A 14067-nucleotide genomic window follows, 5' to 3' on the forward strand; every position below is an offset into this window, starting at 1 on the left:
GATCACTCCTCCAGCGACGCAGACGCAGGCAGCCATTGGTGCGCGTGGCAACCGTGGCAGGCACTGTCAGCAGGCGTGGTGCGGTCAGCCAGGTTTCCGCAGGAGGCGCAGACCTGATGCTCGCCGGTCTCCATTGCGGCGATCAGGGCGTGATCGCCGCGAGGCACAATCGCCAGGCCGGGCCGCGGCGTATCACTCCAGATCAGCGTCAACGCACCGGAAGGCTCGATGTAGATGCGGCTGAGCTGGCCCAGATGCTGAACGCCACGACCGCGCAGCAGCGAAAACAGTTTCTCGCGTGACAGTACGGTGGCGCGCAGCGTTTCCAGCTTCAGGCGACCTTCATCCAGCAGTACCCGTTCGCCACCCGCCAGCAGCCGATCGAAGCGGCGTGAACCCAGGCTGAGATGGCCTGCCAGATGCTGTAACGCCAGCAGGCTGACAATAATCACCAGCGGCGGCAACAGCCCGCGTTTGTCATCCAGCAACGGAACGCCCATCGTACCCGCCAGTGTCACCACCGCAGAGAGTTCGAACAACGTATATTGTGAGGCCACGCGACGCCCCAGCAGACGTAATGTGATAATTATCAGGACAAAGCAGATCACTGCCCGTCCCATCACCTCCAGCAGAAACGTTGGCGGATTCTGGCCAAAAACCAGACGCGCAATATCTGACAAAGCGATTTCATCCTGCTTCATGACTCATCTTTTCTCCGGTTAACTCACGCCAGAGTGAAAAGTATATCGGCAGAATTTCATTTTTCCGCCCGGCCTGAAACGCGCTTAACCCTTGTGCCGTCTGGCTTAGAGGCTAAAAAACGTTATAAAACCGGAACAAAGTGCGCGCGATTTTAGGTTGCGGGCGATGAAATAATTGACGCTATCTGACAACGGATATTTTTGCGCTACACCGCCATTCGTCGCTGCAGCGTTTACACTTAACGCAACGTTGTCTGGAACTTACCCTATGAAATGCGAACCGATTGTTGCCGCAAGCCTGTTACTGGCTGCGTTGAGTCCTCCGCTGTTTGCGGCCAGCCAGTGCGGTCCGCACAGCGGGGCTATTGCCAGTAGTAATAACTGGATCCTGCTGGGCGGAAGCGCAAAAGGCGCGGTTAAGCAGGTGATCGCCGGTGAGTTTGGCAAAGATGTCAATTCGCAGAAGCGGGTGCTGGGGCAGTTTGACGCCTGTGGCGATTTGCTGGTGGCTGACGTCAGCTATGACAAGAACGAGCGCAACGTGATCCTCAGTATGGAGCAGCACATCGCCAGAGTGCAGGGCGGCTGGGTGGCGGAATATGCTTACCTGGTGAAAGTGCTGAAAGAGGGGAAAGAGGTGGTGGTGGATAACCGGCAGGGGACGATTAACTGGCACAAGGGCCAGCACGGTAACATCATCAGCGCGTCGGACAAATTTACCAGCATGGGCAGCAGCGGATTTACCGACACCACCTATCGTTACGATCCCCAGTTCCGGCTGCAAAAGAGCGTGGCGCGCGGCAGCGATCAACTGACCAACGGGGAATATCTCTATCGCTGGAATCAGCAGGGTCTGGTAACCCGTACCAGTTCAGCCCGCAGCACCGACAGCTACAGCTACGATAACCAGTGGCGCGAGCTGCGTCTGAATGGCACCGCCACCACGCCGCTGAGCACCATCCGCACCGTCGATGAATGCCAGTCGTGGGACCAGGCGGGTAACTGCACTCTGAGCTATCTGCATGAAACCGAGATGTTTACCCGCGGCACCATCGAACGCCATCTCAGCTCCGCCTACAAATATGAGTACTGGGATCAGCCCGCCGCTGAAGAGTAGCGGGCGACTCGGCAATCGCGCGCAGCGGTTTACGCCACCGTTTTACTGAACGCATCCAGCGCCAGCAGGGCGTTGGCAATATCTTCCGGCGACAGGTTAGGATTCAGATTCTTCAGCGTGTCGCCCTCGCTGTTCGCCAGCGCACCGATTTTGACCAGATTTTCCCAGCTCTCATTCTCCAGATGCAGCTCTTTCAGGGTGGTCGGCATCTTAATTGCGCGATAGAAACGAATATAGCGCGCAATCTCCTCATCCGGCCGCTGCTCCAGCACCATCTGCGTCAGCGTGCCGTAAGCAACTTTCTCACCGTGCGTCAGGTGATGGATATCGCCATCAATTGCGGTAAAGCCGTTGTGGATGGCGTGAGCCGCGGCCAGACCGCCATTTTCGAAGCCCAGCCCGGAGAGCAGCGTATTCGCTTCGACCACCGCCTCGACCGCTGGCGTTACCCGTTTTTCACTCACCGCCACGTAAGCGCTGTAGCCCCAGGTCAGCAGCGTCTCTTCACAGGCACGGGCGATGGCCAGCCCGGCGAGCGTGGGATCGCCATTAACCATTGATTTGGCGTGCGAGCGCGCCACCGCCTGCGCTTCGACCCAGGTCGCCAGGCCATCGGCGATGCCAGAGGCGAACAGCCGCGCCGGCGCGCTGGCACAGACTGCGGTATCCACCAGCACCAGATCGGGGTTCTTGCTGTAGAAACGGTAACTTTCAAACACGCCGCTGTCCGAGTAGATCACGGAGAGGGCGCTGCAGGGCGCATCGGTTGAGGCGATGGTCGGCACGATCGCTACCGGCTGCTTCAGCTCATCCGCCACCGCTTTAACGGTATCCAGCGTTTTGCCGCCGCCCAACCCAACCACCACATTGCAGCCCTGACTTTTTGCCAGCTGGCTCAGGCGGGTGATCTCATTGCTCGACGCCTCGCCGTTGAACTGCTGCCAGTTGAAGGTCACGCCCGCCTGTTGCAGCGCCTGCTGCGCACGTTCGCCGATCAATTTCCAGACGACGTCATCTGCGACCAGGAAAGCGTTATCACCCAGTTCGGCCACATAAGGTCCCAGCTCATCCAGCACGCCCGCGCCCTGTACATATTTACGGGGTGAAGAGAAGATAAATTTACTCATAATCACAGCTCCTTAATATGAAGTTAAACCGCCCTTAGCCTGGCACACGCTGACGAACAGGGAGAGTAAGCAGGGTGAGATAATTCGACGGGCCTGTTACGCTAGCAGGACACCCAGACGCTGCTGACCGGCTGTTACCTCCAGGGAGAATGCCATGACCACCACGCTGTTTTCATTTCTGTTTGCCATCACCATACTGACGCTGACGCCGGGATTTGATACCGCGCTGGTACTGCGCTCAGCGGTAGCTCAGGGCGCAAAGCGCGCCAGCGTGACGGCACTGGGGATCACGCTCGGCTGTCTGGTCTGGGGTGTCGCGGTGGGATTCGGATTAGGCGCGCTGCTGCTGGCCTCCGAAATGGCCTATAACCTGCTGAAGTGGCTGGGTGCCGGCTGGTTACTCTGGCTGGGGCTGAAGTTGTTGCTGAAGCCCCGCCAGGGAGCCATCGACACGCAACAACCGGCGCTGCAACAGGGCTATCTAGCCTGCTTCAGCCGCGGTCTGCTGGGCAATCTGCTGAACCCCAAAGTGGGCATCTTCTATGTGAGTTTTTTGCCGCAGTTTATTCCGGCCGGGGCATCGGTCGCGTTGTGGTGTAGCCTGATGGCGCTGGCACATATGGTTCTGGGGCTGGTGTGGAATGCGGTATTGATTGGCGGCAGCCACTATTTCGCCGGTCATCTGCGTCAGCCACGGGTGCTGAAGGTGATGGATCGTCTGACCGGCTGTGTCTTTATCGGTTTTGCGGCGAAACTGGCGTTGTCTCGCCGCTAAAACTCAGGGTTTGGTGGCGACCAGCACCGCACGCAGCGGCGCGGGATAACCCTCAACGGTTTTGCTGGCGTCGTCAGGATCGAGGAACTCGGCCAGCGATTCGCTGGTCATCCAGTCGGTGCGACGCTGCTCTTCAGTGGTGGTGCGAGCGAAGTCGACGATGCGGACATCGACAAAACCGCTCTTCTCCAGCCAGCTTTTCAGCGCCTCGGCAGAGGGAATAAAGAACACATTGCGCATCTGCGCGTAGCGTTCGCCCGGCACCAGCACCTGATTAACGTCACCCTCAATCACTAAGGTTTCCAGCACCAGTTCGCCGCCGCTCACCAGCTGATTCTTTAACTGCAGCAGGTGATCCAGCGGGGAACGGCGGTGATAGAGCACGCCCATCGAAAAAACGGTATCGAACGCCTGCAGCGCCGGCAGTTGCTCAATCCCCAGCGGCAACAGGTGGGCGCGACGATCGTCATTCAGCAGCTTACGTACCGCTTCGAACTGCACCAGGAACAGCTGCATCGGATCGATACCGACCACCAGATGCGCGCCCGCACCGATCATCCGCCACATGTGATAGCCGCTGCCGCAGCCGACATCCAGCACCGTCCGGCCCGCCAGCGACGAGATATGCGGCAGAACGCGATCCCATTTCCAGTCGGAGCGCCACTCGGTGTTGATGTCGGTGCCGTAGAGCGAGTAAGGCCCTTTGCGCCACGGCATCAGGTTACGCAGCAGTTTCTCAATGCCCTGACGATGACGATCGCTGATGTCGTCGCGGTCAGCACTGACGCTGTGCAGCAGGTCAAGTTTCTGCGGCTCCAGCAGCGGCAGATACTCCAGCGACTTATACCAGTCGCGGAAGTGGCCATGCAGGTTTTCACGCTGCCATTCGCTGATTTGCGCCGGCAACACTTCCAGCCACTTCGCCAGCGGACCCACGGCGATTTGCTGATAAAAACGGCCAAAATCGATCATTTCAATGCCACCAGTGATCCAAAGTTAAAGCACTGGAACCAGAGTTCGGCGTGCGAGAAACCGGCCTGTTTCAGGCGGGCTTTGTGCGCTTCCACGCTGTCGGTCAGCATCACATTTTCCAGCATGCTGCGCTTCTGGCTGATCTCCAGTTCGCTGTAGCCGTTGGCACGCTTGAAGTCGTGATGCATGTTAAACAGCAGTTCACCCACTTCGGCGTCTTCAAAGCTGAATTTTTCCGACAGCACCAGCGCACCGCCAGGCTTCAGCCCGTGCCAGATTTTCTCCAGCAGCGCCAGCCGCGCCGGTGGTTCAAGAAACTGCAGCGTGAAGTTGAGCACCACCAGCGAGGCGTTCTCAATCGCAATATCGCGGATATCCGCTTCCAGCACCGTCACCGGCGTATCAGCGCGAAAGGCATCGATGTGGCGACGGCAGCGCTCGACCATCGCCGGGGAGTTATCCACCGCAATGATCTGGCAGCCGGGCACCTGAATGTTGCGGCGTACCGACAGGGTCGCCGCGCCGAGCGAGCAGCCGAGGTCATAGACCTGGCTGTCGGGGGTCACAAAACGTTCTGCCAGCATGCCAATCATCGAGATGATGTTGGAATAGCCTGGCACCGAGCGCTGAATCATGTCGGGAAAGACTTCAGCAACGCGCTCGTCAAAAGTCCAGTCACCCAGTTTTGCAATGGGCGCTGAGAAGAGTTGATCGCGGTCAGACATATCGAAAATCCGAAGAGACGACGGAAAGGGCGCTATTCTGGCAGAAAGTGGGGCGGGCTGCACCCCTTAACCCGGCAACACTCAGTGTAGCGTCAGCACCAGCTCCCAGGGCAGATAGATCAGGTTGAAAATCACCATGCCGCACAACGAAAACAGCGTCAGCAGCATGCCATATTTCCGGCCCGGCATGGCGCTGTGACGCAGACCCCAGGCGTGCAGCAGGCGGCTGATAAAGAACAGCAGGGCGGTCAGGTGCACCATCCAGATGTCGGCACCGTTCATCTCCATCATCACCAGCAACAGCAGCGCCAGCGGGATGGTTTCGATAGCGTTGCCGTGAATGCGAATCGCCATCTTTAAGTCATGGTAGCCGCCGTCGCCATACGCCACCCGATAGAAGCGGCGGTAACGCACCACGTCCAGCGTAAACTTCATGACCAGCAACGCACCCCACACCACGTATAACGCGCTAACCATTGTGACTCCATCAGCATCAGTAAGGCGGCTATTCTAACCAGCGCGGAGGGCGCTGTCCTGTCCAGTGATTAAAACAGTGATTCCTGTTGTGGCCAGTCGGGACCGCTGCCAATCTGCGGGTCAATCTGTTGCAGTTCGGGCCACAGCGCCTGCACCAGTGGAAATACCTGGCCCATATCCGGGGTATGCAGAAACAGCATCGCGTCGCCCTGTTGCTGCCATTCCGCTAACTTTGCCCGCCAGATCTGAAACAGCGGCACGCTCTCCTCCACGCTGTCGCTGCCGATAAAGCGCACCATCGGCTGCGCGCCGGTGCGCAGGGCATGCGGCGGCACGCGCGGCTTCTGGTTGCGTGCCGCCAGCGCCGCCGGGCTTTGCGACGCTGAGGCGTGGACCGGACGGCTGTCCAGCATCACCCGGTTAACGCCGCGCGCCAGCAAGCCGCGATTCAGCGCCCGCTCGGCTTCACCTTTGGCGAAAAACGCCGCATGACGCACTTCGACACCGTATTCGAAACGCGCAGGCAGACTGTCGAGAAAGCGCCAGAGATCGTTCAGCTGCGCCGGAGAAAAAGTGGCGGGTAGCTGCAGCCAGTATTGACCGATGCGATCGGCCAGCGGCTCCATCAGCCGCAGAAAATCGGTCAGCAGGTCATCGCTGTGCTGCAGCGCCGCCTGATGGCTGATGGTACTGGGAAATTTAAAGCAGAAGCGAAAGGCATCATGCGTCATCTCACGCCAGCGCAGTACGGTGTCGGGCGCGGGCAGCGCATACAGCGTGGTGTTACCTTCAACACAGTGAAAATAGCGGGCGTAGTCAGCCAGATTCTCAATGCCCCAGCGTTTCCAGTGTGAATGCTGCCACTGTGGCAGGCCAATACGAAGCGTCACGCCCTCTCTCCTGGCTCAGAATGAAGATTTACGATTATCCTCTAAGGTCACGCCCCGGTGCAAACAGGTCAACTGCCGATGAAATCGCCGCTTTGGCGCGGCTCTACTTATCCTGGTTGCCTTTTTCCATTATAATGACCGCCATTTTTGCGACAGCATCGCATCAGGTTACGCGGCCGGATGCTGTCAGCTGCAGCGGCGAAGTTAAAAGGATAGCGTTATGCGTACAGAATATTGCGGACAGCTCAATCTGTCTCATGTGGGTCAGCAAGTCACTCTTTGCGGCTGGGTAAACCGCCGTCGCGATCTGGGAAGCCTGATTTTTATCGATATGCGCGACCGTGAAGGCATCGTGCAGGTGTTCTTTGATCCCGATCGTCAGGACGCGTTTAAGCTGGCTTCTGAACTGCGTAACGAATTTTGTATCCAGATCACCGGTACCGTGCGTGCCCGTGACGATAAGAATAAAAACAGCGAGATGGCGACCGGGGAAGTCGAAGTGTTTGCCCATGCGCTGAACATCATCAACCGTTCTGAGCCGCTGCCGCTGGATGCAAACCAGACCAACAGTGAAGAAGCGCGCCTCAAATACCGCTATCTGGACCTGCGTCGCCCGGAGATGGTGACCCGTCTGAAAACCCGCGCGAAAATTACCAGCTTCGTGCGTCGTTTTATGGATGATGAGGGTTTCCTCGATATTGAAACCCCGATGCTGACTAAAGCGACGCCGGAAGGCGCACGCGACTATCTGGTGCCGAGCCGGGTGCATAAAGGCAAGTTCTATGCGCTGCCGCAATCGCCACAGCTGTTCAAACAGCTGCTGATGATGTCGGGCTTCGATCGCTACTACCAGATCGTTAAATGTTTCCGTGACGAAGATTTGCGTGCTGACCGTCAGCCAGAATTTACTCAGATCGACGTCGAAACCTCCTTCATGACCGCGCCACAGGTGCGTGAAGTGATGGAGCGTTTAATCCGCCATCTGTGGCTGGACGTGCAGGGTGTGGATCTCGGTGAGTTCCCGCAGATGACCTTCGCTGAAGCGATGCATCGCTACGGTTCCGATAAGCCAGATCTGCGCAACCCGATGGAGCTGGTGGACGTCGGCGATCTGCTGAAAAACGTCGAATTCCAGGTCTTCTCTGGCCCGGCCAACGATGCAAAAGGCCGTGTGGCCGCCTTGCGCGTGCCGACCGGTGCGCAGCTGAGCCGTAAGCAGATTGATGAATATGGCAAGTTCGTCGAAATTTACGGTGCCAAAGGTCTGGCATGGATGAAAGTTAACGTGCGCGCCGACGGTCTGGAAGGCGTGCAGAGCCCGGTAGCTAAGTTCCTGAATGCGGAGATCGTGGAAGGCATTCTGAGCCGCACTGGCGCTCAGGATGGCGACATCATCTTCTTTGGTGCCGATCGCGCCAAAGTGGTGGCTGACGCGCTGGGCGCGCTGCGTCTGAAAGTGGGCCGCGATCTCAGCATCACCGATGAGAAAGCCTGGGCACCGCTGTGGGTCATCGACTTCCCGATGTTCGAAGAGGACGAAGAGGGCGGCCTGGCGGCGATGCACCATCCGTTCACTGCGCCGAAAGAGATGAGCGCAGAGGAACTGGCTGCCGATCCGACCCGTGCCGTGGCGAATGCCTATGACATGGTGATCAACGGTTATGAAGTGGGTGGCGGTTCCGTACGTATCCACAACGGCAAAATGCAGCAGACGGTGTTCAGCATTCTGGGTATTGAAGAGCATGAGCAGCGTGAGAAGTTTGGCTTCCTGCTGGATGCGCTGAAGTTCGGTACGCCGCCACACGCTGGCCTGGCGTTTGGTCTGGATCGCCTGACCATGCTGCTGACCGGTACCGATAATATTCGTGACGTGATTGCGTTCCCGAAAACCACCGCCGCAGCCTGCCTGATGACCGAAGCCCCAAGCGAAGCGAATCCCGCCTCGCTGCTGGAGCTGGGCATTCAGGTAGTCAAAAAAGAAAAGCCTGAGAATAAATAATGGGCTATAAACACCCGGTTTCGGTGCTGGTGGTCATAATGGCGCGCGACACAGGCCGGGTGTTAATGCTGCAGCGGCAGGACGATCCGGCCTTCTGGCAGTCGGTCACCGGCAGCCTTGAAGCCGGTGAGTCGCCGCTGACGGCCGCGGTGCGTGAAGTGGGCGAAGAGTTGGGCATCGACGTGCTGGCCGAGCGGCTGGAGATGGAAGATTGTCAGCGTCAGATCGACTTTGAAATCTTTCCGCACTATCGCCATCGTTATGCACCCGGTGTCACCCATAATCACGAGCACTGGTTCCGGCTGCGATTGCCAGCAGAGCGTGATATCACGCTGACCGAGCATCTGGCGTTTCGCTGGCTGCGACCGGCGGAGGCTGCGGCACTCACCAAGTCCTGGAGTAATCGCCAGGCGATTGAAGAATTTACCTGAATTGCTGCTGCCGCGCATTTTCCGGCGGCGAATCGATTAAATTTTATGAATCTGGTGAGTTTTAACAGGACTACACCAACCTATTGAACAGTCAGGCGTAATCGGCGCCGCAAGGTTGTTCACCGCCAGCGCAACCTGACCCGCATACTCTGGTATCGGCGTTGCGAGAAGGGCAGCGAACAAGCTCGCAGCCAGGATAGCCTGCACCCTGTAAAAGATCGGAGAAAATTTAAAATGGCAGGACACAGTAAGTGGGCAAACACCAAACACCGTAAGGCGGCGCAGGATGCTAAGCGCGGTAAAATCTTCACCAAGATCATTCGTGAACTGGTGACAGCGGCCAAGCTGGGCGGCGGTGATCCGGGTTCAAACCCGCGTCTGCGTGCAGCAATGGATAAAGCGCTGGCGAACAACATGACCCGCGACACCATGGATCGCGCCATTGCGCGCGGTGTGGGTGGCGATGACAACGCCAACATGGAAACCATCATTTATGAAGGTTACGGTCCAGGCGGCTCCGCCATCATGATCGAATGCCTGAGCGACAACCGTAACCGTACCGTTGGCGAAGTGCGTCATGCCTTCACCAAAACCGGCGGCAATCTTGGCACCGACGGCTCCGTGGCTTACCTGTTTAACAAGAAAGGCGTGATCTCCTATGCGCCAGGTCAGGATGAAGATGCGGTAATGGAAGCGGCACTGGAAGCGGGTGCAGAAGACGTGGTCACCTATGACGACGGCGCAATTGATGTCTTCACTGCCTGGGAAGAGATGGGCACGGTGCGTGATGCACTGGAAGCACATGGTCTGAAAGCGGATACCGCAGAAGTGGCGATGATCCCGACTACCAAAGCGGAAATGGATGCGGAAACCGCTCCCAAACTGCTGCGTCTGATCGACATGCTGGAAGATTGCGACGATGTGCAGGAGGTCTATCACAACGGTGAGATCTCCGACGAGGTGGCGGAAACGCTGTAATGGCGCTGAGCCGCAATCCCTTAACCGGAGAGGCGTAATGTCGATTATTCTGGGTATCGATCCCGGTTCGCGCATCACCGGTTATGGTGTCATTCGTCAGACTGGCCGCCAGCTCACCTACCTGGGCAGCGGCTGTATCCGCACCAACACCACAGAGCTGCCCGCCCGCCTGAAGCTGATTTATGCGGGCGTCTGTGAAATCATCACCCAGTTTTCGCCCGATTACTTCGCCATCGAACAGGTGTTTATGGCGAAGAATGCGGATTCCGCGCTGAAACTGGGACAGGCGCGCGGCGCGGCTATTGTCGCGGCGGTCAACCACGATCTGCCGGTATTCGAGTACGCCGCGCGTCAGGTGAAACAGACGGTGGTCGGCATCGGCAGCGCCGAGAAAAGCCAGGTGCAGCACATGGTGCGAACCCTGCTGAAACTGCCGGCCAACCCGCAGGCGGATGCCGCCGATGCGCTGGCCATCGCGATTACCCATTGCCATGTGTCGCAGAATGCCGCGCGGATGAGCGACAGCAAGCTGGTGCTGACCCGCGGGCGTTTACGATCGGGTTAAGCGCACTGTCGCAGCGCTCCCCCGCAGGCTGGATATTCATCCAGCCTTTTTTATGTTATAAAATCCGCCACATTCGTTAGTTAAGGAAGTATTCAGGTGATAGGTCGTTTACGGGGCAATATTCTGGAGAAGCAGCCGCCGCTGGTGCTGCTTGAGGCGCACGGCGTAGGCTATGAAGTCCATATGCCCATGACCTGTTTCTATGAGTTACCTGAACTGAATCATGAAGCGGTGATTTTTACCCACTTCGTGGTGCGCGAAGATGCGCAGCTGCTGTTTGGCTTCAACAGCAAACAGGAGCGAGCGCTGTTTCGTGAGTTGATTAAGGTGAATGGCGTCGGCCCGAAACTGGCGTTAGCGATCCTCTCCGGCATGTCGGCGCAGCAGTTTGTCACCGCGGTCGAGAAAGAGGAGATCGCCTCGCTGGTGAAACTGCCGGGCGTGGGCAAGAAGACCGCTGAGCGTCTGGTGGTTGAGATGAAGGACCGCTTTAAAGGGATGCATGGCGATCTGTTTGGCGGTGATTCCGCCTTTACGCTGACCACGCCGAACGCGGAACCGGAAACCAATGATGCGGAAGCCGAAGCGGTTGCAGCGCTGGTGTCGCTGGGTTATAAACCGCAGGAAGCCAGTCGTATGATCAGTAAAGTCGGTCGACCGGATGCGGATTGCGAAACCCTGATCCGCGAAGCGCTACGCGCCGCCATTTGAGGTAAGTCATGATAGAAGCCGACCGCCTGGTCTCTGCTGTAAGCGTTAACGAAGAAGAGAGTCTCGATCGCGCCATTCGCCCGAAGATGCTGACCGAGTATGTGGGTCAGCCGCAGGTGCGTGAGCAGATGGAGATTTTCATCAAGGCAGCCCAGCTGCGCGGCGATGCGCTGGATCATCTGCTGATCTTTGGTCCGCCGGGGCTCGGGAAAACCACCCTGGCGAACATCGTCGCCAATGAGATGGGCGTGAACCTGCGCACCACCTCCGGTCCGGTGCTGGAGAAAGCGGGCGACCTGGCGGCGATGCTGACTAACCTTGAACCGCACGACGTGCTGTTTATTGATGAGATCCATCGTCTGTCACCGGTGGTAGAGGAAGTGCTCTATCCGGCGATGGAAGATTATCAGCTGGACATCATGATTGGTGAAGGCCCGGCGGCCCGCTCGATTAAGCTCGATCTGCCACCCTTTACCCTGATTGGTGCCACCACCCGCGCCGGTTCGCTCACCTCGCCGTTACGCGATCGCTTTGGCATTGTGCAGCGGCTGGAGTTCTATCAGGTGAAAGATCTGCAGCATATCGTCGGCCGCAGTGCCGCCTGTCTGGGGCTGGCGCTGAGTGAAGAAGGGGCGTTAGAGATCGCCCGTCGCGCCCGCGGAACGCCGCGTATCGCCAACCGTCTGCTGCGTCGGGTACGTGACTTCGCCGAAGTGCGCGCCAACGGTGAGCTGAGCGGTGAGGTTTCTTCCAGCGCCCTTGATATGCTGAACGTCGACAGTGAAGGGTTCGATTACATGGACCGCAAGCTGCTGCTGGCGATTATTGATAAGTTCATGGGCGGACCGGTCGGGCTGGATAACCTGGCGGCGGCCATTGGCGAAGAGCGTGAAACCATTGAAGATGTGATCGAGCCGTTTTTGATCCAGCAGGGGTTCATTCAGCGCACACCGCGCGGCCGGATGGCCACGCAGCATGCGTATCGTCATTTCGGTATCACCCGCGAAGTCTGATCAGACCGCCGGTTTACGCACCATGCTGAAGATAAACAGGATGGCGGCGCACAACACCACCGACGGACCGGCGGGCGTGTCATAAAAGGCCGAGAAGGTCAGGCCGCCGGTAACGGCGAGCACGCCGATAACCACCGCCACACCCGCCATCCCTTCGGGGGAACGGACAAAACGACGTGCGGTGGCGGCCGGGATGATCAGCAGTGACGTAATGATCAGCGCACCCACGAACTTCATCGCCACCCCAATCGTCAGCGCGGTGACCAGCATCAGAATCAACCGGGTTCGCTGAATATTGACGCCATCCACCTGTGCCAGCTCCGGGCTGATGGTCATCGACAGCAGCGAACGCCACTGCCACGCCATCACCAGTAACACCACCACCACGCCGCCACCCATCATCCAGAGATCGTCCGGCATGACCGCCAGCAAATCGCCAAACAGATAGGCCATCAGGTCAACCCGCACGTTCTTCATCAGGCTGACCACCACCAGACCCAGCGACAGCGCGCTGTGCGCCATGATGCCGAGCAGCGTATCGATCGCCAGATGCGGACGTCGCTCCAGCCAGACCAGGCCCAGCGCCAGACAGACCGTCACCAGGATCACGGCGTAATAGGGGTTAACGTTGAACAGCAGGCCAAAGGCGACGCCGAGCAGTGAGGCATGGGCCAGCGTATCGCCGAAGTAGGACATTTTGCGCCAGACTACAAACGACCCCAGCGGGCCTGCAGCCAGCGCTAACATCACGCCGCCTATCCAGCCCGGTAGTAACAACTCAATCATGATGAACCCTGTCCTTTGCGTAAAACAATGCGTCCCTGAAGGTCGTGACGGTGATTATGGTGGTGACGGTAAATCGCCAGCTGCTGCGCGCCGCGAGGACCAAACATGGCGATAAATTCGGGATGTTGTGACACCGCTTCCGGCGTACCGGAACAGCAGATGTGGTGATTAAGGCACAGCACCTCATCGGTTTTGGCCATCACCAGATGCAGATCGTGAGAAACCATCAGCACGCCGCAGTTCAGTTCATGGCGTAGCTGATCGATCAGATCGTACAGCGCCACCTGACCGTTAACATCCACGCCCTGGGTCGGCTCATCCAGCACCAGCAGCTGCGGCTGGTTGAGCAGGGCGCGTGCCAGCAATACCCGCTGGGTTTCACCGCCGGAGAGTTTTTGCAAAGGCGCATTGAGCAGGTGACCCGCCTGTACGCGTTTAAGCGCCGGTAGAATTTCCGCGCTTTTACTGCCGCGCGATAAACGCATAAAGCGTTCTACCGTCACCGGCAGCGTTGGATCGATGTGCAGTTTTTGCGGCACATAACCGATGCGCAGCCCAGCATCACGCCGGAGCGTACCGCTGGTCGGGGCTAATAATCCCAGCACCACGCGCACCAGTGTCGACTTTCCCGCGCCGTTGGGACCCAGCAACGTCAGAATACGGCCCGGCTGCAGCGCCAGGCTGACGCCAGACAACACCGTGCGCTGGTCAAATTTGATCGAAATGTTTTCGAGGCTAACAAGTGAGGTCATAGTATTTACAGGTTGCACAGAATTTCGAATGTTATAATATCACATCCC

At 58.1% G+C, this 14067-nt stretch carries 16 protein-coding genes; 8 read left to right on the plus strand and 8 right to left on the minus strand.

Annotation, left to right across the window (positions count from 1 at the left end; translation table 11 throughout):
- Window positions 1-2 precede the first annotated feature (2 nt).
- Complete coding sequence (locus tag LZU96_RS08930) at window positions 3-701, minus strand: DUF421 domain-containing protein (RefSeq protein ID WP_233987928.1); 699 nt, start codon at window positions 699-701, stop codon at window positions 3-5.
- A gap of 268 nt (window positions 702-969) precedes the next feature.
- On the opposite strand from LZU96_RS08930, the gene LZU96_RS08935 reads away from it, so the two are divergent.
- Entirely contained in the window at window positions 970-1818 is an 849-nt protein-coding gene (locus LZU96_RS08935; RefSeq protein WP_233987929.1) for a hypothetical protein, read from the plus strand.
- Between the two features lie 29 nt (window positions 1819-1847).
- On the opposite strand, the gene LZU96_RS08940 is transcribed toward LZU96_RS08935, so the two are convergent.
- Entirely contained in the window at window positions 1848-2945 is a 1098-nt protein-coding gene (locus tag LZU96_RS08940; RefSeq protein ID WP_233987930.1) for a glycerol dehydrogenase, read from the minus strand.
- Between the two features lie 154 nt (window positions 2946-3099).
- Between LZU96_RS08940 and LZU96_RS08945 the strand changes: the two genes are divergently transcribed.
- Window positions 3100-3720, plus strand: coding sequence for a LysE family translocator (locus LZU96_RS08945; protein ID WP_233987931.1), 621 nt, complete (start codon window positions 3100-3102; stop codon window positions 3718-3720).
- A gap of 3 nt (window positions 3721-3723) precedes the next feature.
- Here LZU96_RS08945 and cmoB read toward each other — a convergent pair whose 3' ends face one another.
- The 4 genes from cmoB to LZU96_RS08965 form a co-directional block, all read right to left on the minus strand.
- The gene (cmoB, locus tag LZU96_RS08950) at window positions 3724-4692 is read right to left on the minus strand and encodes a tRNA 5-methoxyuridine(34)/uridine 5-oxyacetic acid(34) synthase CmoB (protein WP_233987932.1); all 969 of its coding nucleotides are present in this window, start codon (window positions 4690-4692) and stop codon (window positions 3724-3726) included.
- Window positions 4689-5417: a carboxy-S-adenosyl-L-methionine synthase CmoA gene (cmoA, locus tag LZU96_RS08955; RefSeq protein ID WP_031376660.1), complete on the minus strand. Its 729-nt coding sequence runs from the start codon at window positions 5415-5417 to the stop codon at window positions 4689-4691. Before cmoA ends, cmoB begins: the two co-directional genes overlap by 4 nt.
- An 81-nt stretch (window positions 5418-5498) precedes the next feature.
- Window positions 5499-5894: an MAPEG family protein gene (locus LZU96_RS08960; protein ID WP_094120003.1), complete on the minus strand. Its 396-nt coding sequence runs from the start codon at window positions 5892-5894 to the stop codon at window positions 5499-5501.
- 68 nt (window positions 5895-5962) lie between these two features.
- Window positions 5963-6784 (minus strand): DUF72 domain-containing protein, encoded by an 822-nt coding sequence (locus LZU96_RS08965; RefSeq protein WP_233987933.1) that lies wholly within the window; start codon window positions 6782-6784, stop codon window positions 5963-5965.
- Window positions 6785-7004: 220 nt separating this feature from the next.
- Between LZU96_RS08965 and aspS the strand changes: the two genes are divergently transcribed.
- From aspS to ruvB, 6 genes are all read left to right on the plus strand, one after another.
- Window positions 7005-8783: an aspartate--tRNA ligase gene (gene aspS / locus LZU96_RS08970; RefSeq protein ID WP_233987934.1), complete on the plus strand. Its 1779-nt coding sequence runs from the start codon at window positions 7005-7007 to the stop codon at window positions 8781-8783.
- On the plus strand, window positions 8783-9214 hold the full coding sequence (gene nudB / locus LZU96_RS08975) for a dihydroneopterin triphosphate diphosphatase (protein WP_233987935.1): 432 nt from the start codon (window positions 8783-8785) through the stop codon (window positions 9212-9214). Before aspS ends, nudB begins: the two co-directional genes overlap by 1 nt.
- A 234-nt stretch (window positions 9215-9448) precedes the next feature.
- Complete coding sequence (locus LZU96_RS08980) at window positions 9449-10192, plus strand: YebC/PmpR family DNA-binding transcriptional regulator (RefSeq protein WP_233987936.1); 744 nt, start codon at window positions 9449-9451, stop codon at window positions 10190-10192.
- A gap of 37 nt (window positions 10193-10229) precedes the next feature.
- A complete protein-coding gene (ruvC, locus tag LZU96_RS08985; RefSeq protein ID WP_031377446.1) occupies window positions 10230-10757 on the plus strand; it encodes a crossover junction endodeoxyribonuclease RuvC in 528 nt (175 codons plus the stop codon).
- Window positions 10758-10853: 96 nt separating this feature from the next.
- Window positions 10854-11468: a Holliday junction branch migration protein RuvA gene (ruvA, locus tag LZU96_RS08990; protein ID WP_031377445.1), complete on the plus strand. Its 615-nt coding sequence runs from the start codon at window positions 10854-10856 to the stop codon at window positions 11466-11468.
- Window positions 11469-11476: 8 nt separating this feature from the next.
- Window positions 11477-12481, plus strand: coding sequence for a Holliday junction branch migration DNA helicase RuvB (ruvB, locus tag LZU96_RS08995; RefSeq protein ID WP_233987937.1), 1005 nt, complete (start codon window positions 11477-11479; stop codon window positions 12479-12481).
- Here ruvB and znuB read toward each other — a convergent pair whose 3' ends face one another.
- The gene (gene znuB, locus LZU96_RS09000; protein ID WP_233987938.1) at window positions 12482-13267 is read right to left on the minus strand and encodes a zinc ABC transporter permease subunit ZnuB; all 786 of its coding nucleotides are present in this window, start codon (window positions 13265-13267) and stop codon (window positions 12482-12484) included.
- Window positions 13264-14019 carry a zinc ABC transporter ATP-binding protein ZnuC gene (znuC, locus tag LZU96_RS09005; RefSeq protein WP_233987939.1) on the minus strand — a complete coding sequence of 252 codons (756 nt, stop codon included), beginning with the start codon at window positions 14017-14019 and terminating at the stop codon, window positions 13264-13266. Before znuC ends, znuB begins: the two co-directional genes overlap by 4 nt.
- Window positions 14020-14067 lie beyond the last annotated feature (48 nt).

The sequence above is a fragment of the Pantoea agglomerans genome (genome assembly GCF_021397715.1).
Taxonomy (GTDB): Bacteria; Pseudomonadota; Gammaproteobacteria; order Enterobacterales; family Enterobacteriaceae; genus Pantoea; species Pantoea astica.